Origin of the sequence: Pseudomonas salomonii (assembly GCF_900107155.1) — a bacterium.
Lineage (GTDB): Bacteria > Pseudomonadota > Gammaproteobacteria > Pseudomonadales > Pseudomonadaceae > Aquipseudomonas > Aquipseudomonas salomonii.
Genome location: NZ_FNOX01000005.1, coordinates 147,954 through 167,576 on the forward strand (window position 1 = coordinate 147,954; position 19,623 = coordinate 167,576).

Genomic DNA, 19,623 nt, shown 5'->3' on the forward strand with positions numbered 1-19,623 from the left:
ACTGGGGAGCCAGCTCCCACATTGGTTCGGTGTTGCTCAATAAAAAATGGTCGACTTCACGCCGTTACATACTGCCTTCCACATCATCCAGGCTAAACGTCTCGGTATGGTCGTCATACGAAAAAATCTCCGCATAACGCCCCCACGCAATCACGCTTTCGAGGGTTTTTTCCACGAACGCTTCGGTCATCGAGTCTTCCAACTCCTGCTCGAAGCGCACCCGTGGCGCGCGGTGCCCGCTGCGCTCAAGCAACACCTGATGAATCCGCGCGGCCAGGGGCACGTGTTTGATCAAATGCTCGGCGAACAGGGTTTTGCGTTCCTGGGTGCCGTAGTCGGCGAACAGCTTGCCGGCGTCGGTGAGGGTGATGTCGGCACCCTTGAGTTCAGCGAAACCCAAATGCTCGAGCATCTCGGCCACCGGAAACAGGTCATCGACCTCCAGCAAGCGCCGTTCGGCCACGGTGGGCAAACCGGCGTGGCCGTTGTAAGGCTCGGCGGCCAGGGTTTCGATCAGGCCGGCCATCAGGTTGGTGGACACCTCCGGCAGCAGGCTGCCCATTTTCAGCTCGGGTATGCCACGGCTGGCATCGGCGCTGCGTCGGTCGGTCATCAGGGCGTAGATGTCATCGACCATTTGCCGGAACGTCGGGTCCAGGCGGTTGCGCGGGTGTGCGAACGGCACTTTGATCTCGGCGACCACGCGGCCGGGGTTGGATGACAGCACCAGGATGCGGTCGCACATCAGCACCGCTTCTTCAATATTGTGGGTCACGATCAGGATCGACTTGATCGGCAACTGCTTGCCGCTCCACAAGTCCAGCAGGTCGGTACGCAGGGTTTCGGCGGTGAGCACGTCAAGGGCCGAGAAGGGCTCGTCCATCAGCAACAGCGTCGGGTTGACCACCAGGCCACGGGCAAACCCCACGCGCTGGCGCATGCCGCCGGACAGCTCGCGCGGGTAGGCGTTTTCAAAGCCGTCGAGGCCGATCAAGTCGATGGCGGCCAAGGCGCGCCGGCGGGTTTCCTTGCGCTCGACTTGCAAGGCTTGCAGGCCGGCTTCGACGTTTTCCAGCACGGTGAGCCAAGGGAACAGCGCAAAGGTCTGAAACACCATGGCCACGCCTTCGGCCGGGCCGTTGAGCGGCGCGCCGTTGTAGCGCACTTCGCCGGATGACGGCTGGATCAGCCCGGCGATAATGCGCAGCAGGGTGGATTTGCCCGAGCCGGAGCGGCCAAGCATGCCGACGATCTCGCCTTCGTGCAGGCTCAAGTCGACGCCGCTGAGCACTTGCAGCTCGTCTTTACCTTTGCCGAATACCCGGTTCACGTTTTTCAGCGAGTAGATTTGCGGGGTATCGGCAGTGTTTTCGGTATAGGTAGTCATCACAGCGAATCCCATCAATTCAGACGAAGTTTGTTTTCAGCGATGGCGTACATCGGTCGCCAGACCGCGCGGTTGAACGCCACCACAAAAATCGACATCACCACCACGCCCAGGGCAATTTTCGGAAAGTCGCCGGCGGCGGTGGTTTGCGCGATGTAGGCGCCCAGCCCATGGGCGACCACGTTGTCCTGGCCCCAGGACACGTACTCGGACACGATGCTGGCGTTCCAGGCACCGCCCGAGGCAGTAATGGCGCCGGTGACGTAATAGGGAAAGATCCCCGGCAGCATCACCTTGCGCCACCACAGCCAGCCGCGAATGCGGAAGTTGGCGGCGGCTTCCTTGAAGTCATTGGGGAAGGCACTGGCGCCGGCAATCACGTTGAACAGGATGTACCACTGGGTGCCCAGCACGATCAGCGGGCTCAGCCAGATATCCGGGTTGAGGTTGTAGTGCAGGATCACGATCACAAACACCGGGAACAACAGGTTTGCCGGGAAGGCCGCGAGAAACTGCGCCAACGGCTGGATTTTTTCCGCCAACGCAGGGCGCAAGCCGATCATCACGCCCAACGGCACCCAGATCAGCGAGGCGATCAGGATCAGCCCGGCCACCCGCAGCAAGGTGATCAGGCCCAGTACAAAGACATGGCCGACTTCGGCGAGGGTCACTTCGGTGCCGACGTATAGCACGATGTGGTACAGCGCATACGCGGCCAGCAGCGCAATCAGCGTGCCCCACACCCAGTCGATCACTTTTGAGGCTGCCGGTGTTTCAGCCGGCAACGCCTTGAACGCACCACCCGCCAGGCTGAAACGCTTATTGCCGATCCGGCTGAAGGCACGGGTGATGGGGCGCAGGATGCGCTGCACGATGCGCGTGCGCTGGATCAGGTTCAACAGCCAGGATTGTGGCGCCGCGCCCTGGGATGCGGTGGTTTCCATGCGGAACTTGTCAGCCCAGGCCACCAGCGGGCGGAACAGCAACTGGTCGTACAGCAGGATCACCACAATCATCGCCAAAATCACGTAACCCACGGCGTGCAGGTCTTTCTGGGCGATCGCCAAGGCCAGGTACGAACCGACGCCCGGCAGGGTGATGGTCTTGTCGCCGACGGTGATGGCTTCGGAAGCCACTACGAAGAACCAGCCGCCGGACATGCTCATCATCATGTTCCACACCAGCCCCGGCATGGCGAATGGCACATCGAGCTTCCAGAATTTCTGCCAGCCGGAAAGCCGCAGGTTGGTCGACACCTCCACCAAGTCGTGGGGCAGCATGCGCAGCGACTGATAGAAGCTGAACGTCATGTTCCAGGCCTGGCTGGTGAAGATCGCAAAAATCGCCGCAAGCTCGGCGCCGAGTACACGCCCGGGGAACAGCAGCAGGAAGAACGTCACCGTGAATGAGATGTAGCCGAGTACCGGCACCGATTGCAGGATATCGAGCACCGGCACCAGCAGCTTTTCAGCGCGCCGGCTTTTGGCCGCCAGGGTGCCGTACAGCAAGGTGAACACCAGCGCCGCGACCATGGCCGCGAGCATGCGCATCGTGGTGCGCATTGCGTATTCCGGCAGGTTGGCCGGGTCCAGGGAAATGACTTCACTCTGCAACGTGGCGATGGGCGCCCAGGTTTCCCGGGCCGTGAGGGAGAAAAACAGCAGAAAGCCGATCACCAGCGGCAGCGCGACCAGATCCCAGCGGTTGGGCAGCAAGCGCAGAGTGGATGCCGGCAGGTAATCGCGGAACACTTTGTTCATAGGCATTCAGTCCTGCAGCGTTCAGGTTCAGGGGCGTAATGGGGGTGAGCTTAGCTGCTGCACGAATGCCCCACCGAGAAGGGCGGGCGCTGTGTTCGTGAGTCAGGGGCAACGAGAGGTTGCAGGCGGGATTGTACGTTTCTGAATGTTACAAGCGCATAAATTTGCTGTCAGTTTCCTGTACGAACTGCGGCTTGGGCATCCGTTTTGCCTGAGTTGATCAACCTTCAGGAAAGGGCTGATTGCGCTGCCGACATAATTAGCTACCCACACATCCTGTATTTCAGGAACCGCTTTCAGACAAATGCCAATCAATGGGTCAGATCGCTTGCCGCAGCAAGTCTCTGCCAACCCACCACTCAGCATCATCTGGATTTGAGAAAGCATCTTATGATTAGCGTAAATACCCCGCCACAAACGAATTACCCTGTGGGCCACGAAGCGTCTCAACATTCGAAGCCGCCCCGTCAGGACAGCAAGGCCGATACCTCAAGTGATGTCGGCACACAGGGCGATGCTGCAGCGCCTCGGCCCCCCATGACGCCAGAGCAGCGCGGTCAGTTATCGAGCCACAGCACCCTCGTTAACCCGCCGCAATTGCAAAAGGCGGGCTCACAGGATGAGACGCTGGAGTTGGTGGGTAAAAATAACCAGCTCCTGATCGACTTCAAGGCGTTTATCACAGAGTGCGAGGGCAAAATCGTCAAACTCAAAAACGAAATTGTCGAACTGCGTGAGCAACTGAGTGCTCCACGCAAAGGCGCCGATGAGGCTCCCATCGAACTGCCTCAAACGTCTCAGGAACCGGTTAACCCGGTTGTTCCGGACGGCCAGACAACTGAAGTTGCCCAGGGTCAGGATCTTGAGGAGGCACTCAAGCTGAATACGCAGTTACGCGCAGATATCAGCAGGCTGATGCAGCAGATGACGCAGGCCTTTGAAGCGTTGGGCAAGGAGCTTAAAAGTATGACTGAGCACGTCAAGACGATGAGCACAGCTGAAACCCGGACGCCGACGGATAAGTCCATGATGACCACCCGCGATGAGCCGGCGGATTCGCCCAGCGAGTCACCCACGCAGGCAGCGCCCACCTCTGATCAATTCAGGGTGGACAACGCTAATATCGAAGCGGGTATTGCTGAGATGAAGTCCTATTACAGCACGCAAATTTCAATGCTTGAGGAACAGGTAAAGGTGTTGAGAAAACACCTTGATGAGGCGAAACAGTAGGGCTTAGCTTCACTGCGGCAAGCGTGGTCTCCGGCGCCCACGCTTGGCCGAATTGCGTACTTTATCCCTCAAACCGCAGGATCACCCGGCGGTTGTGCTTGCTCTTCTTCTCAATTTTTTCGCAGAACACCCGGCCGATTTCTTCGGTGTTGATCACATGGGTGCCACCGCAGGGCTGGATATCGATCCCGGCGATTTCTATTACCCTCACTGAGCCCTGGATGACCGGTGGCGCCACCGCCTGGGTGCGGGTGATCTGCAGCAGGGTCGAGTATTCCGAAGCGGGCATCGACAAGGTTTTCACCCCATGGGCTTGTTCGATCAAGGCATTGAGGTCGCGGGTGATGCTGTCCTTGTCGAGGGTCATTTCCGGTAAGTCGAAGTCCAGGCGGCCTTTGTCTGCGCTGATGCTGCAGCCGGTGACGGGCGCATCAATGATCGAGCACAGCAGGTGCAGGCAGGTGTGCATTTTCATGTGCTGGTAGCGCCGTTCCCAATCCAGGCCGGCATCCACCTGTACGCCGGCCGTCAATTGCTCGGGGCAATGTTCAACCTGGTGCCAGATGATCGAGCGCAACACCGGGTCGCGCACGGTGCCGGTCACGTTGACCCGCGTGCCATCGGCCAGGGTCAGGTGCCCGGTGTCGCCCGGCTGCCCGCCGCCGGTGGGGTAGAACAGCGTGTGTTCCAGGGCAATGCCCTGTTCGCTGACGGCAATCACCCGGGCGTTGAAAGCGTTCTGGTAGGGCGCGCTGTCAAACAGCGCCAGGGTTTCCATGGTATGCACGGACATGTTCAACCTCCGACGATCAGTGGGCTGGCTTGCAGCAGGTGACGCACCATTGCGCTCAAGCCAGGCGGGGAGAGCAGGGTGATCTCAAATTCGGGGCCACAGACTTTCAGGTTCAGCGGCAAGCGGGGCAGATGGTCGCCGGTGTCCAGGCGACGCAGGCGAAACTGCAAGTGATGACGCTCCTCCACCGTGGGCTCCAGCATCAGCCCGTGCAAAGGGTGAAAGTCGGCATCCAGCACCGTGACCTTGTGGCTGGCGCTGACTTCGCCGACCACGTGCAAACGCTCATCCAGCGCGAAAGCCCCCAGGTAATTGCTGTGATCCGATTCGGCGTTCTTTTGTAACTGGATCTGGTTGACCACCTTGACCTTGGTGCCCGCCGGTACATCCTGGGTGATCACACACGAAGGGCTGATAAACACGTTGTCGCCAATCTGCACATAGCCCAGCACGCGCGCCCCGGAGCCGACCTCGACGTTATTGCCCAGGCGCGGGTGGCGTTTGCCGTCCGGGTTGTTGGCAATGCCTCGGGCACCGAGGGTCACGCCGCAGAGGATGTAGCAATCGTTGCCGATCTCGCAGGTTTCGCCGATCACGGTGCCGAAACCGTGGTCCAGCACAAAGCGCCGGCCGATCCGGGCTGCAGGGTGGATTTCGGCGCCGGAGAGGATTTTGCCCTGGTTGCTGAGCTTGAGGGCCATGCGTGAGAACAGACCGTTGGCCTGGTCGGGAAAATTCCACACCAAGTGTGCCAGCCGGTAGAACAACACCGCCTTGAACGAGGCGTAGGACTCCAGGATCAGTTCGCCCCGCCCACGGGATGCCGGGTCGCGGTAGGCATAGGCAATCAAGTCCTCTGCCACGGCCTGGGCGGCATTCTGGATCAATGGCGCCAAATGCGGTTCCAACTGCTTCATCTGCGCAGGCGTCAGGGTCTGGATGAGGTGGGTCAGCAACTCATCGTGCAACTGTTGCATGTCGATAAAGCCCCCCATGGAGGCACCCCCACAGTCTGGTTGGTTGAAAAACCGGTTATTCGAAATTGGGCAGGTAGCTGTCGGCATTGTCGTAGACCATGGTCAACACCACCGTTTCGGGCGGGAGTTCGGGGGCGAGTTGGGCGATGGCCACCATGTTGGCGGCCGAAGACAAACCCAGGCTGATGGCGTCGGTGCGCATGATGCGTTTCATCATGTCGATGCAGGCCAGGCGCGAGACCTTGAGCATGCCGTCAATGACACCCACGTTAAGAATGCTCGGGATCAAGCCGATCGACAGGCCCTGGATATGGTGCGGCGCGTGCTGGTCCTTGAGCAGGTCGCATTCTTCCGGCTCCACGCCCATGACGCGCATCGCAGGCCAGGTCGCCTTGAGGGTTTCGCCGATGCCCGTGATATGGCCACCGGTGCCGATGCCGCTGACGAAATAGTCCACGCGCTGTTCACCGAAGGCGCGGAGGATTTCCGGTGCGGTGGTGTCGCGGTGGGTCTGCGGGTTGGCGCCGTTGCGCTGCTGGTTGAGCATCACGAAATTGGGGTTTTCCAACTGCAGTTCCATGCACTTTTCGCCGTGGGAATTGTTCCCGAGGCGGCTGTCCGACAGCACCACCTTGGCGCCGTACAGGCGCAGCAGTTTCTGCTTCTCGGGGCTGTAGTTGTCAGGGATCACCAGCACCACTTTGTAGCCCAGCACATTGCCGGCCATCACCAGGCCAATGCCGGTATTGCCGCCGCTGGGCTCGATGATGGTTTGCCCGGAATCGCGAATCAGCACACCTCGACGTTCTGCGTCGAGGATCATGCCCAGGGCGATACGCGCCTTGTGGCTGCCGCCAGGGTTGAGGGATTCGAGCTTGGCGTAGACCTCGATGCCGAGGTCTTCGGAAAACTGCGCCAGGCGCACGATCGGCGTATGGCCGATCACGTCGAGAATGGAGTTATGCAACATCGCTCAGCCCCCGGATCAGTACAAAGGCATGTCGGGTTCGACGTCGCGAACCCAATGTTTCATGCCGCCCTGCAGGACTTTGGTATTGGCGAAGCCGGCGGCCAGCAGAGTGCTGGCCGCTTGCTCGGCGCGGGTTCCGGCGTAGCAGATCAGGTAATGGGTATTGTCGCGGCTCAGGCTGCCCAATTGCCCGTCCAGTTCGGCCAGCGGGATATGCACCACGCCCGGCAATTTGCACACTTCCAGCTCGCTGGCGTCGCGCACATCCAGCAACACGTCGGCGCTGCGTGGGTGTTCGAGCAGTTGCTTGAGCACGCGTGGTTTGATGTAGCGCTCTTCGGCCAATGCGGGCTGGCTCGGAACGGCATCCGCGCAAACGGCAGGCGCGACGTTTTCGCTGTGGCGCAGGTCTGAGCAGCATGGGCAGTCGGCACGGCGTTTGAAGCGGATCTCGCTGAACTTCATGGCCAGCGCGTCGAAGCGCATCAGGCGGCCCGACAGCGGTTCGCCGATGCCGATGAGCAATTTGATCGCTTCGGTGGCCTGGATCATGCCGACCACACCCGGCAGCACACCGATCACGCCACCGGCGCTGCAATTGGGTGCCAACTCGGCCGGCGGTGCTGAAGGAAACAGGCAGCGGTAGCACGGCCCGCCTTTGTAGTTGAGCACGCTGATCTGCCCGTCGAAACGGTAGATGGCGCCGTACACCAACGGCTTGCCCAATTGCACGCAGGCATCGTTGACCAGGTAGCGGGTGTCGAAATTATCAGTGCCGTCGATCACCAGGTCATAAGCGCCGACCAGCTCCAGCGCATTGTCGGCATTGAGGGCGGTGTTGTGGGCATTGATCTGGATATGGCTGTTGAGGTCTTGCAGCCGCCGCTTGGCCGACTCGACCTTGGGCATGCCCAGGGTGCTGTTGCCGTGCACGATCTGGCGTTGCAGGTTGCTGCTCTCGACCACATCGAAATCCACCAGGCCCAGGGTGCCGATGCCGGCTGCCGCGAGGTACAGGCTGATGGGCGAGCCCAGGCCGCCGGTGCCGATGATCAGCACCTTGGCTTTTTTGAGGTTCAACTGGCCTTCACGGCCGACGCCGGGCAGGGTGATATGGCGCACATAGCGCTGGACTTCTTCATTGCTCAGTGCGTCGACATCCATGCCGCCGGAGGTGGCCAGCAGCACTTCGATCCTGGCCTTTTCCGGCAAGGGTTCATCGGCGCCGATCAATGCTTCTTCGGCGGTGAACAGGAAGTGTTCCTTGAGCTGGTTGTTGTTTTCGTGGAACAGGTGCGAGCGCAGCTGCGGGTGGCTGCTGCAGAGGTTTTCAATGACTTCGCGCAATGTCGATCCAGTGCCCTCAAGGGTCGATTCCGGCAGCTTGGCCACGCGAACCAGGATATCGGGGAAAGAGACAGCGTTCATGGACAACTCCGTGTGCAGGTCGTTGAAGGGTTTAAGGGCGAATTGCTTGCCATCCCAGGCAAACAGCTTTGAGCCCAGGGCCTGGCCCTGGCGCACGTCCACCACCAGGTAGCTGACGGGGTGGATCGGCTCACCCAGGAACAGTGCCTTGTCCTGGTCTTCATCACTGAAATAGGCGCCGACGTCCGGGTGGGAGTGGTAAATCACCACCACCGGGTTGTCGCTGCGAAACGCCTTGTTCAGCAGCAGGGTGTCGGCCACCGAAAAGGTATAGCCATTGGCCGCGCTGCGCGGGTACATCTCGGGGTTCTTGTGGTGCAACTCATTCTGGATATTGTTGCCCAGGTACACACTGCCATCGGCGAAGACAAAACCGCAGCATTCGTCCGGGTAGCTGCAGCTGGCATGGGCATAGATCTGTTCCAGAGCGGTGGGGCGGAGGACTTCCATGTTTCTCTCGCGTTGTTGTCGTTGTGGTTTAAGGGTCAATTTTTCTTGGCCAGGAGTTTTTCAACCGGCAACTTGGTGATTGCAAAACCTGCCAGCAGAATGGCCGAGTACAGCATCAGGTCACGGGAAATCTCCACGCCTTCGTACCAGGCGCCGATGATCACCGCGAACACCGGGAAAATAATGAACACGAACGACAAAATGATCGGGCTCAAACGTTTGAGCAGCATGAAATACACAATAAACCCGCCCACCGACGCCACCAGCCCGAGGTAGAACAGCGCACTCCACGAGCGCAGGGTGATGTTTTCGAAGGTCGGTGTTTCAAACCACAGGCCGGCCACGAACAGCATCAGCCCTGCGATACCGATGGGCAGTGTGTTGTAGGTAATCACGCTGATGGCGCTGCCTTTTTGCTTGGTGATGACGTAGCACAAGGCATGCATGATCGCGGCGGTCAGAATCGCCAGCACGCCGAAGAATTCGGCGTGGTCCAGGTGCAGGCCCTGGCTCTTGATGATCATGTAGAGGCTGCCGAAACCGATGCCGATGCCGAGCACCTGGGAAAAGTAGATGCGTTCGCGCAAAAACAGCGCGGAGAAAATCAGGATGAACACCGGCATGCAGCTGAACAGCAGCGCGGTGAGGCCGGACGACACATGCATTTCGCCGTAGTTGAGCAAGTAATAGGGAACGCTGAAATACGACAGGGTCACGAATACGAAGAACCAGCGGCTTTCACGCGGGAACAGGATCGGCTCGCGGCGCACCAGGGCAAAACACAGGAACAACGGGAACGCGATCAGAAAGCGCAGCCCGGCAGACGTCAGCGGCGGCACGCTTTCGACGGCGATCTTGATGCCCAGCCAGGTGGTGCCCCAACTCAGGCACACGATAAGAAACATCACGCTGGTGACCAGACCGGCCAACCACTGTTTCTGATTTTTTGTTTTTGTAGTGTTTTCAAGAACGGCGGACATTGGCATCGTTTATTGCTTCCCTGAGCCGGAATTGAACTCTATATTGACTGTGTATTAAGTTGTTTCATTCGGTGATTGAACCCGTAAAAGCACACTATTAGGGCGAATGATGGCTGTCAAAACAAATATTGACATGGTGTCAATTATGCGTGAGGGGTTGGCCAGCGGTCAGGGCGTGAAGTACAAACGCCTGTCCGATGTGATGGAGCGGGGCATCCTTGAAGGCTTGATTGAGCCGGGGCGCAAACTGCCGCCCCATCGGGTGCTTTCCGATAATCTCGGCGTGACCATCGGCACCATCAGCCGCGCCTACGGCGAGCTGGAGCGATTGGGGTTAGTGGTTGCGCGTGTCGGTGACGGCACCTTCGTGCGCAAGCGTGGGATGGAGCGTCAGCGTGATGAAGGCTTTCGCAACGTCAGCGAAGAGCCGCGCCAGTACTTCGACATGAGCCGCAACATGCACATTCCCGGGCAAGAAACGGTGTTCCTGGCCCAAAGCTTCCAAACCTTGTCGACCAACGCCAAGTTCCTCCAGGACATCAGCGCCTACACGCCGGACGCCGGCTTGCCGCGCTACCGCGAGGCCGGTGCGCAATGGCTGGTGCAGCGCGATTTTCATCCGATTCCCGAGCAGGTCATCTGCGTCAATGGCGGCCAGCATGGCCTGCTCTGCGCCATGATGGCGTTGCTGCGGGCGGGGGATACGGTGGTCACTGAGCAACTGACTTACCCAGGGCTTATCACCGCCGCACGCATGCTCGGTGTACGGCTGATCGGCCTGGAGATGGATGATGAAGGCGTGCTGCCCGGTGCGCTGGATGAAGTCTGTCGTAATCACCGGGTTTCGGCGTTGTACTGCACCCCGACGATCCAGAACCCGACCACGGCCGTGCTGTCCGTTGCACGCCGGGAAGCGCTGGCCAAGGTGTGCCGCGAGCATAATCTGCTGATTCTGGAAGACGAAGCCCACGGCGTGTTGGTGGAAGATCGCCCGCCGCCGCTGAGCTTTTTCGCCCCCGAGCGTACGATTTTGATCAGCAGCCTGAGCAAGGCGGTGTCTGCCGGTTTGCGCGTGGGGTATGTGCATGCGCCACCGGCCTTGGTCAGCCGGATTTCAGCGGCCTTGCGCTCGACCTGCTGGATGGCCACGCCGGTGACGCTGGAGCTGGCGACACAGTGGATCGAAAACGGCACGGCGGAATACCTGCTGCGCCAGCAAATCAACGAGATCAGCCGGCGCAAGGCCCTGGTGCGTGATCTGCTGGTGGGTTTGGAATACCGCACTCACCTCAACAGCCCGCATTTCTGGATTGAAGTGCCGGAGCCCTGGCGTGCGTCGGAAATCGAGGCGGAGCTCAAGCAGAATAATTATCTGATCGCCACCGCAGAGGCGTTTGCCGTAGGGCAGACGGCGGTGCCGCAGTTTATTCGGGCGAGTATCTGTAATACGTCGGGTGACGATCAGTTGCTGCGTGAGGGCTTTGACGCGCTCGCCACCGCGCTGGGGCAGGGCGGTGACAGGTTTCAGCTGTAGGCAAGCATATACACCGACCTAATGTGGGAGCGAGCAAGCCCGCTCCCACATTTTGAATGCGGTGTTACTTGAAGCGGCGTTCCACACCTTTCTCCACCAGAATTTTCGCCGAAATCTCTTCCACCGAAAAATGCGTGGAATTGATGTGCGCAATGTTCTCGCGACGGAACAGATTTTCCACTTCGCGCACTTCGAATTCGCACTGGGCATAGCTGGAGTAGCGGCTGTTGGGCTTGCGCTCGTTGCGGATGGCGGTAAGACGGTCCGGGTCGATGGTCAGGCCGAACAGCTTGTGGGAATGCGCACGCAGGGCGGCAGGCAGCGTCAGGTGCTCCATGTCGTCTTCGGTGAGCGGGTAGTTGGCCGCACGGATACCGAATTGCATGGCCATGTACAGGCAGGTCGGGGTCTTGCCGCAGCGAGACACCCCCACCAGGATCAAGTCGGCCTTGTCATAGTAGTGGGTGCGAGCGCCGTCATCGTTGTCGAGGGCGAAGTTCACCGCCTCGATACGCTCCATATAGTTGGAGTTATGGCCAATGGAATGGGACTTGCCCACGGAATAGGAGGAATGTTCACTCAGCTCCTGTTCCAATGGCGCCAGGAACGTGGAGAAGATGTCGATCATGAAACCATTGGAGGTTGCCAGGATCTCACGAATGTCCTGGTTGACGATGGTGTCGAAAATGATCGGGCGAAAACCGTCTTTTTCAGCCGCCAGATTGATTTGTTGTACCATGGCCCGCGCTTTATCCACGCTGTCTATATACGGCCGCGTGAATTTGGCGAAGGTAATGTTTTCGAACTGCGCGAGCAGGCTCTGGCCCAATGTTTCGGCTGTAATGCCGGTGCCGTCGGAAATAAAGAAAGCAGATCGTTTCATTTGAGCCCTGGGCCTTAAGCTGATGGCGAATCTTGGATATGATAGGCGCGATTTTGCCGTCCCGCAGTGGGCCGCATTCTCACTTATTTTCCAGGTCCAGGCCACAAGCGCTGGCGTTTGCTCCTACTGAGCTGCCGGCGTCCTGAGCTTTTCCAACACAGAAAGTGGAGAGATCACCTTGGTAGAGTACGTAGTTTCCCTCGATAAGCTCGGCGTCCATGATGTAGAGCATGTGGGGGGCAAGAACGCATCCCTCGGCGAGATGATCAGTAATCTTGCAGGCGCTGGCGTCTCGGTGCCCGGTGGTTTCGCCACCACGGCCCAGGCTTACCGCGATTTCCTCGAGCTGAGCGGCCTTAACGCCCAGATCCACGCCGCGCTGGACGCTCTGGATGTCGATGACGTCAATGCCCTGGCGAAAACCGGCAGCCAGATCCGCCAATGGATCATGGACGCCGAGTTCCCCGAGAAGCTCAACGAAGAAATCCGTACCGCCTTTGCGGCATTGTCGGCCGGCAACCCGGACATGGCCGTTGCCGTGCGCTCCTCGGCCACCGCCGAAGACTTGCCGGACGCCTCCTTTGCCGGCCAGCAGGAAACCTTCCTGAACATCCGCGGCGTTGAAAACGTGATCCGCGCCGCCAAGGAAGTGTTTGCCTCGTTGTTCAATGACCGCGCTATTTCCTACCGCGTACACCAGGGTTTCGACCACAAGCTGGTGGCCCTGTCTGCCGGTGTGCAGCGCATGGTGCGTTCGGAAACCGGCACCGCCGGTGTGATGTTCACCCTGGACACCGAATCGGGTTTCCGTGACGTGGTGTTTATCACCGGCGCCTACGGCCTGGGCGAAACCGTCGTGCAAGGCGCGGTCAACCCGGACGAATTCTACGTCCACAAACACACCCTTGAGGCCGGCCGCCCAGCCATCCTGCGCCGCAACCTGGGCAGCAAGGCCATCAAGATGATCTACGGCGACGAGGCCAAGGCCGGTCGCTCGGTGAAAACCGTTGAAGTCGACAAGGCCGAACGTGCGCGTTTCTGCCTGACCGACGCAGAGGTCAGCGAACTGGCCAAACAAGCGATGATCATCGAAAAGCACTACAAGTGCCCGATGGACATCGAGTGGGCCAAGGACGGTGACGACGGCAAGCTGTACATCGTGCAAGCGCGCCCGGAAACCGTGAAGAGCCGCACTTCGGCCAACGTGATGGAACGCTACCTGTTGAAAGAAACCGGCACCGTGCTGGTGGAAGGCCGCGCCATCGGCCAGCGCATCGGCGCCGGCAAGGTGCGGATCATCAATGACGTGTCCGAAATGGACAAAGTCCAGCCCGGCGACGTGCTGGTCTCCGACATGACCGACCCGGACTGGGAGCCGGTGATGAAACGCGCCAGCGCCATCGTCACCAACCGTGGCGGGCGTACCTGCCACGCAGCGATTATTGCCCGTGAGTTGGGGATTCCTGCAGTTGTGGGTTGCGGCAACGCCACCCAACTGTTGAAAGACGGTCAGGGTGTGACGGTGTCCTGCGCCGAAGGCGACACCGGCTTCATCTTTGAAGGTGAGCTGGGCTTCGACATCAAGCAAAACTCCATCGATGCCATGCCGGACCTGCCGTTCAAGATCATGATGAACGTCGGTAACCCCGACCGCGCCTTCGATTTCGCACAGTTGCCGAACGCCGGTGTGGGCCTGGCCCGTCTCGAGTTCATCATCAACCGCATGATCGGCGTGCACCCCAAGGCCCTGCTGAACTACGACGGCCTGCCGCTGGAGATCAAGGAAAGCGTCGACAAACGCATTGCCGGCTACAACGACCCGGTGGGTTTCTACGTCGAGAAGCTGGTGGAAGGCATCAGCACCCTGGCGGCGGCGTTCTACCCGAAAAAGGTCATCGTGCGCCTGTCGGACTTCAAGTCCAACGAGTACGCCAACCTGATCGGCGGCAAACTCTACGAGCCCGAAGAAGAAAACCCGATGCTGGGCTTCCGTGGCGCTTCGCGTTACATCAGCGAAGCCTTCCGCGACTGCTTCGAGCTGGAATGCCGTGCCCTCAAGCGCGTGCGCAACGAGATGGGCCTGACCAACGTCGAGATCATGGTGCCGTTTGTACGCACCCTGGGCGAAGCGAGCCAAGTCGTCGACCTGCTGGCTGAAAACGGCCTGACTCGCGGCGAAAACGGCCTGCGCGTGATCATGATGTGCGAACTGCCGTCCAACGCCATCCTGGCCGAAGAGTTCCTGGAGTTCTTCGACGGTTTCTCCATCGGCTCCAACGACCTGACCCAGCTGACCCTGGGCCTGGACCGTGACTCGGGGATCATCGCGCACCTGTTTGATGAGCGTAACCCTGCGGTCAAGAAGCTGCTGGCCAATGCTATCCAGGCCTGTAACAAGGCCGGCAAGTACATCGGCATCTGCGGCCAAGGCCCTTCCGACCACCCGGACCTGGCCAAATGGCTGATGGAACAGGGTATCGAAAGCGTTTCCTTGAACCCCGACTCCGTGCTGGAAACCTGGTTCTTCCTGGCGGAAGGCCAAGCGTCCGCTTAAAGGCGTGACGTCAAAAGTGCCGGTCCCCCAGCCTGGGTGACCGGCATTCTTATCTGTACAGGGCGGAACTCCATCCGGACGCCGCCCTTTTTTGTGCAAGAGCATTATGCAAAGCAGCAGCAACCTATTTCCCGTCGCCTTGATCAGCGCTGAACGTCGTGGCGACCTGAGTGAAGATGTGTACCGCCTCAAACCCGGTAACAGCCCCGACGGCACCGTCGAGCTGGCTGTGACCCGTTTGGGCCTGGCGGATGCCCCGGAAAACCGGGGCACGCCGGTTATTTTATTGCACGGTAGTTTTTCCAATCGGCGCTTCTGGTATTCGCCCAAAGGCATCGGCTTGGGCGCTTACCTGGCGCGTCAGGGATTTGATGTATGGATCCCGGAAATGCGCGGCCATGGCCTGTCCAAGCGCAATCAGGCCTACGCCAGAAATCGCGTCGCCGATTACGCGCGTTACGATTTGCCGGCGATCGGCGCATTTGTCCGAGAACAAAGCGCACAAATCCCGCACTGGGTAGGCCACTCCCTGGGCGCCACCGCCCTGGCAGCGGCCCTGGGCGGTCAACACCTTGGCGCGCCAGCCGTGGCGTCGGTGGCGCTGTTTGGTTGCCAGGTCAGCCGCACCCACTGGCCATTGAAGATTCCGCCGCTGGAGTGGACCGGCCGGTTGCTCTTGAAACGTTTTGGTGAAGTATCCGGCGTACGGCTCAAACGCGGCCCCGAGGACGAACCGGCGGGCGTGATGATCGAAGCGATGCGCTGGAATGGCCTGTTCGGTCGTTTTGGCGATGGCAAGCAGGACTGGTGGAAAGGCCTGGCCGATGTCGACGTGCCGCTGCTGGCGGTCAGCGCTGCTGGCGATCAACAGGATCCGGACTGGGCGTGTCGCAAATTATTTGAACAAGTGGGCTCTGAGCACCGCCAATACCTGTGCCTGGGGCGCAAGCAAGGTTTCAGCGGGGATTTCGGACACGTCGAGATGCTGGTCAGCAAGGCCGCCCAGGCTGAAGTGTGGCCGTTGGTGGCGCAGTGGTTGAAAGACCCGCTGACACCGTTGTTCGCGGCAGAGCTGCAGGTCATCGCAATGGTTTGACGCAGCCGCTCTGCCAGGGGCGTTTCACTCGCGCGAGGTTGCGGCTAAGATATGACGCGGCAAACGTTTCTGGTCATATTCAGTCGTGCAGTGACTATTGCGTTGCGACGGTGTGAGTCTGATCATGGCCGCGACTGACGAGAGCGCACTTAAAGTTCAACCGCTGTGACGCGTTTTTCTGATGTACACCCTGGGATGTTCGACCTCTTCCTTGATGACAGGAGTTTCCCGATGATCCATTACGTGACGCCCGATCTGTGCGACGCCTACCCGGAGCTGGTGCAGGTAGTTGAGCCGATGTTCAGTAACTTCGGTGGCCGAGACTCCTTTGGCGGTGAAATCGTCACCATCAAGTGCTTCGAAGACAACTCGCTGGTCAAGGAACAAGCCGACCAACCAGGCGCCGGCAAGGTGCTGGTGGTCGACGGCGGCGGTTCCCTGCGTCGCGCGCTGCTGGGCGACATGATCGCCGAGAAAGCTGCAAAAAATGGCTGGGAAGGGTTGGTGATCTACGGTTGCGTGCGTGATGTCGATGTCCTCGCCCAGACTGACCTGGGTGTGCAGGCGTTGGCGCCTCACCCGATGAAGACCGACAAGCGCGGCATTGGCGACCTGAACGTGGTAGTGACGTTTGCCGGCGTCACCTTCCGCCCGGGGGAATACATCTATGCCGACAATAATGGCGTGATCGTTTCGCCAAGCCCGCTGAAAATGCCTGAATAAACCGCAGTAGCCGAAAGGGGTGAGGATGTTCGAGGAAGAAAACGCGCAGTGGGGGCTGGTGCATGCCCTGGTGCTGGACGGTAAAGGCGGTGCGCGTTCGATTGCCCGGACTGAGCTCGACGATTTGCAGCTGCAGCCCCGGGAAAGCCTGTGGCTGCATTGGGATCGCAGCCATCCCCAGACCCAGACCTGGTTGCGTAAATCCAGCGGTCTGAGCGAATTCGCCTGCGACCTGTTGCTGGAGGAAAATACCCGTCCGCGCCTGTTGCCGCTGCCGGACAGCGAATTGCTGCTGTTTCTGCGCGGGGTCAACCTCAATCCGGGCGCCGAGCCGGAAGACATGGTTTCGGTGCGTATTTTCGCGGCCGCCAGCCGCGTGATTTCCCTGCGCTTGCGCCCATTGCGGGCTACCGACGAGCTGCTGGTGCAACTGGCGGAGGGCAAAGGGCCAAAAACCGCCTCTGAACTCATCCTTTATATGGCGCAGTACCTGACCAATAAAGTGCAGGATCTGGTCACCGACCTGTCCGAAGTCGTCGATTTAGAGGAAGAAAAACTCGATGCCGACGAACGGTATACGCCGGAGCACGGCAACGTGTTGCAGATCCGCCGACGGGCTGCGGGATTGAAGCGTTTCCTGGCGCCGCAGCGGGATATTTTTGCCCAGCTGACGCGGATCAAATTGCCGTGGTTCTGTGACGACGATGCTGACTACTGGAACGAATTGAACAACAGCCTGACCCGTTACCTGGAAGAGCTCGAACTGACCCGGGAGCGCGTGGGGCTGGTACTTGAGGCCGAAGACCGGCGCTTGAGCGTGCGCATGAATCGCACCATGTACCGCTTCGGGATCATCACCGGGATCTTCCTGCCGATGAGTTTTCTGACCGGTTTGCTGGGCATAAATGTGGGCGGGATTCCCTTCTCCGCCAGCCCCTACGGATTTGTGATTGCCTGCTTGTTGATGGTCTCGGTAGCACTGGGGCAATGGTGGCTATTTCGACGATTGCGCTGGGTTTGACCTGAATATGACCTGAACGCAGGCAGGGTCACATGTGACCCCAAGAATTTAACCCTCGTCTTTTAACTCACTTGCGAGAGGTCTTTATGCACGATCCGTTCGAACAGTCTTTGCGTGACATGCTCAATGCTTCGCCATCCAACCGTGATGACGATGCCTGCCTGGGCCGCGTGTTGAAAACCGCCAACCGTCAGGTGGGGGCGGGTGACCTGTTCGGGCTGCTGGGTCGTTGGTTGCCGGCGTTGATGATGGCCCTGAACAATGGTTCGGCCCACGTATCGCCGGTTTCGCGTCGTAAACCTCTTGCTCGCACTGCTGATAAGGCTGATTGAATATGGAACTTGATCTCTGGACCCAGAGCTTGGTCACCGCGATGACCGCATTGTGGACCAAGGTGGCGAATTTCATTCCCAACCTGTTTGGTGCTCTGGTTTTGGTGTTGCTGGGCTTTGTCGTGGCCAAGTTGCTCGATACCCTGCTGTCCAAGTTGCTCGCAAAATTGGGGCTGGACCGCTTGATGGCGGGCACGGGCCTGACTAAGCTGCTGGGCCGCGCCGGGTTACAGGTGCCGATCTCTACCCTCATCGGGAAGATCGTTTATTGGTTCGTTCTGCTTATTTTTCTGGTTTCTGCGGCGCAATCCCTTGGACTTGAGCGAGTTTCAGCTACGCTCGACATGCTGGCGCTGTATTTGCCGAAGGTTTTCGGCGGCGCGCTGGTGTTGCTGGTAGGTGTTTTGCTGGCGCAACTGGCCAACGGGCTGGTGCGCGGGGCCGCTGAAGGCGTGGGGCTGGACTATGCTGCGGGCCTGGGGCGAATCGCCCAAGGGCTGGTGATCATCATCAGTATTTCCGTCGCGATCAGCCAGTTGGAGGTCAAAACCGACCTGCTCAACCACGTGATTGTGATTGTTTTGATTACCGTTGGTCTGGCCGTTGCACTGGCCATGGGGTTGGGAAGCCGGGAAATTGCCGGTCAGATTCTTGCGGGAATCTATGTGCGTGAGCTGTATCAGGTTGGGCAACAGGTGCGTGTGGGCGAGGTCGAAGGGCAAATCGAGGAGATCGGCACGGTCAAGACGACGGTGCTGACCGATGACGGTGAGCTGGTATCGCTGTCCAATCGGATTCTCCTCGAGCAGCAGGTCAGTAGCCGCTAACCCGGCAAATCCTGCTAATGTACGCCGCCGCAAACCCGGGTGACCGGGCTGTAGCGGACATTGACCTGACTGTCGGCACGACTTGTTTTGAATAAAGCCCAAACGCTGTCCATGCGCTATGACCCCCGTGAGCTCTCTGATGAGGAGTTGGTCGCGCGCTCGCACACGGAGCTGTTTCACGTAACACGCGCGTACGAAGAATTGATGCGCAGATATCAACGCACTCTGTTCAACGTTTGTTCAAGGTATTTGGGGAACGATAGAGACGCCGATGATGTCTGTCAGGAAGTGATGCTCAAGGTGCTATACGGCCTGAAGAACTTTGAGGGAAAATCGAAGTTCAAGACATGGCTCTATAGCATCACGTACAACGAGTGCATCACGCAGTATCGTAAGGAACGGCGAAAGCGTCGCTTGATGGACGCTTTGAGCCTGGATCCCCTTGAGGAGGCGTCTGAAGAAAAGGCGCCGGTACCCGAGGAAAAGACCGGGCTTGATCGCTGGTTGGTGCATGTGAATCCGATTGACCGTGAAATTCTGGTGCTACGATTTGTCGCAGAGCTGGAGTTTCAGGAAATTGCTGACATCATGCACATGGGTTTGAGTGCTACAAAAATGCGTTACAAGCGTGCTCTTGATAAATTACGTGAGAAATTTGCGGGCGAGACTGAAACTTAG

17 protein-coding genes are annotated in these 19,623 nt (G+C 59.2%); 9 read left to right on the plus strand and 8 right to left on the minus strand.

Going from position 1 to position 19,623, the window contains the following annotated elements; all coding sequences use genetic code 11:
- Nucleotides 1-64 precede the first annotated feature (64 nt).
- Both BLV67_RS13170 and BLV67_RS13175 read right to left on the minus strand, forming a co-directional pair.
- Complete coding sequence (locus tag BLV67_RS13170; protein WP_065929890.1) at nucleotides 65-1,387, minus strand: ABC transporter ATP-binding protein; 1,323 nt, start codon at nucleotides 1,385-1,387, stop codon at nucleotides 65-67.
- 14 nt (nucleotides 1,388-1,401) lie between these two features.
- The gene (locus BLV67_RS13175; RefSeq protein ID WP_069788000.1) at nucleotides 1,402-3,147 is read right to left on the minus strand and encodes an ABC transporter permease; all 1,746 of its coding nucleotides are present in this window, start codon (nucleotides 3,145-3,147) and stop codon (nucleotides 1,402-1,404) included.
- 207 nt (nucleotides 3,148-3,354) lie between these two features.
- Here BLV67_RS13175 and BLV67_RS13180 point away from each other — a divergent pair, with 207 nt between their 5' ends.
- Nucleotides 3,355-4,377, plus strand: coding sequence for a hypothetical protein (locus BLV67_RS13180; protein ID WP_141722754.1), 1,023 nt, complete (start codon nucleotides 3,355-3,357; stop codon nucleotides 4,375-4,377).
- 61 nt (nucleotides 4,378-4,438) lie between these two features.
- Here BLV67_RS13180 and BLV67_RS13185 read toward each other — a convergent pair whose 3' ends face one another.
- Genes BLV67_RS13185 through BLV67_RS13205 form a run of 5 tightly spaced genes read right to left on the minus strand, consistent with a single transcriptional unit; the run spans nucleotide 4,439 to nucleotide 9,924 of the window.
- Nucleotides 4,439-5,170 (minus strand): alanyl-tRNA editing protein, encoded by a 732-nt coding sequence (locus BLV67_RS13185; RefSeq protein WP_065929887.1) that lies wholly within the window; start codon nucleotides 5,168-5,170, stop codon nucleotides 4,439-4,441.
- 2 nt (nucleotides 5,171-5,172) lie between these two features.
- Nucleotides 5,173-6,165 (minus strand): serine O-acetyltransferase, encoded by a 993-nt coding sequence (locus BLV67_RS13190; protein ID WP_069788002.1) that lies wholly within the window; start codon nucleotides 6,163-6,165, stop codon nucleotides 5,173-5,175.
- A 37-nt stretch (nucleotides 6,166-6,202) separates the two neighbouring features.
- Nucleotides 6,203-7,117, minus strand: coding sequence for a PLP-dependent cysteine synthase family protein (locus BLV67_RS13195; RefSeq protein ID WP_069788003.1), 915 nt, complete (start codon nucleotides 7,115-7,117; stop codon nucleotides 6,203-6,205).
- Between the two features lie 15 nt (nucleotides 7,118-7,132).
- Complete coding sequence (gene moeB / locus BLV67_RS13200) at nucleotides 7,133-8,995, minus strand: molybdopterin-synthase adenylyltransferase MoeB (protein ID WP_069788004.1); 1,863 nt, start codon at nucleotides 8,993-8,995, stop codon at nucleotides 7,133-7,135.
- 35 nt (nucleotides 8,996-9,030) lie between these two features.
- Entirely contained in the window at nucleotides 9,031-9,924 is an 894-nt protein-coding gene (locus tag BLV67_RS13205) for a DMT family transporter (RefSeq protein WP_167365880.1), read from the minus strand.
- A 160-nt stretch (nucleotides 9,925-10,084) separates the two neighbouring features.
- On the opposite strand from BLV67_RS13205, the gene BLV67_RS13210 reads away from it, so the two are divergent.
- Complete coding sequence (locus tag BLV67_RS13210; RefSeq protein ID WP_056861688.1) at nucleotides 10,085-11,509, plus strand: aminotransferase-like domain-containing protein; 1,425 nt, start codon at nucleotides 10,085-10,087, stop codon at nucleotides 11,507-11,509.
- A 64-nt stretch (nucleotides 11,510-11,573) separates the two neighbouring features.
- Here the strand turns inward: BLV67_RS13210 and ppsR are convergent, their stop codons facing one another.
- Nucleotides 11,574-12,392, minus strand: coding sequence for a posphoenolpyruvate synthetase regulatory kinase/phosphorylase PpsR (gene ppsR / locus BLV67_RS13215; RefSeq protein WP_003193298.1), 819 nt, complete (start codon nucleotides 12,390-12,392; stop codon nucleotides 11,574-11,576).
- Between the two features lie 178 nt (nucleotides 12,393-12,570).
- On the opposite strand from ppsR, the gene ppsA reads away from it, so the two are divergent.
- The 7 genes from ppsA to sigX all read left to right on the plus strand — a co-directional run bounded on the left by ppsA (nucleotide 12,571) and on the right by sigX (nucleotide 19,623).
- Complete coding sequence (gene ppsA / locus BLV67_RS13220; protein ID WP_069788006.1) at nucleotides 12,571-14,946, plus strand: phosphoenolpyruvate synthase; 2,376 nt, start codon at nucleotides 12,571-12,573, stop codon at nucleotides 14,944-14,946.
- A 106-nt stretch (nucleotides 14,947-15,052) separates the two neighbouring features.
- Complete coding sequence (locus BLV67_RS13225; RefSeq protein WP_069788007.1) at nucleotides 15,053-16,042, plus strand: alpha/beta fold hydrolase; 990 nt, start codon at nucleotides 15,053-15,055, stop codon at nucleotides 16,040-16,042.
- Between the two features lie 234 nt (nucleotides 16,043-16,276).
- On the plus strand, nucleotides 16,277-16,765 hold the full coding sequence (rraA, locus tag BLV67_RS13230) for a ribonuclease E activity regulator RraA (protein WP_170875840.1): 489 nt from the start codon (nucleotides 16,277-16,279) through the stop codon (nucleotides 16,763-16,765).
- Nucleotides 16,766-16,790: 25 nt separating this feature from the next.
- The gene (locus tag BLV67_RS13235; protein ID WP_065929882.1) at nucleotides 16,791-17,786 is read left to right on the plus strand and encodes a zinc transporter ZntB; all 996 of its coding nucleotides are present in this window, start codon (nucleotides 16,791-16,793) and stop codon (nucleotides 17,784-17,786) included.
- Nucleotides 17,787-17,872: 86 nt separating this feature from the next.
- Nucleotides 17,873-18,118: a hypothetical protein gene (locus tag BLV67_RS13240; protein WP_005790375.1), complete on the plus strand. Its 246-nt coding sequence runs from the start codon at nucleotides 17,873-17,875 to the stop codon at nucleotides 18,116-18,118.
- A 2-nt stretch (nucleotides 18,119-18,120) separates the two neighbouring features.
- Nucleotides 18,121-18,945, plus strand: coding sequence for a mechanosensitive ion channel family protein (locus BLV67_RS13245; RefSeq protein ID WP_003193288.1), 825 nt, complete (start codon nucleotides 18,121-18,123; stop codon nucleotides 18,943-18,945).
- An 87-nt stretch (nucleotides 18,946-19,032) separates the two neighbouring features.
- Nucleotides 19,033-19,623: an RNA polymerase sigma factor SigX gene (gene sigX, locus BLV67_RS13250; protein ID WP_141722755.1), complete on the plus strand. Its 591-nt coding sequence runs from the start codon at nucleotides 19,033-19,035 to the stop codon at nucleotides 19,621-19,623.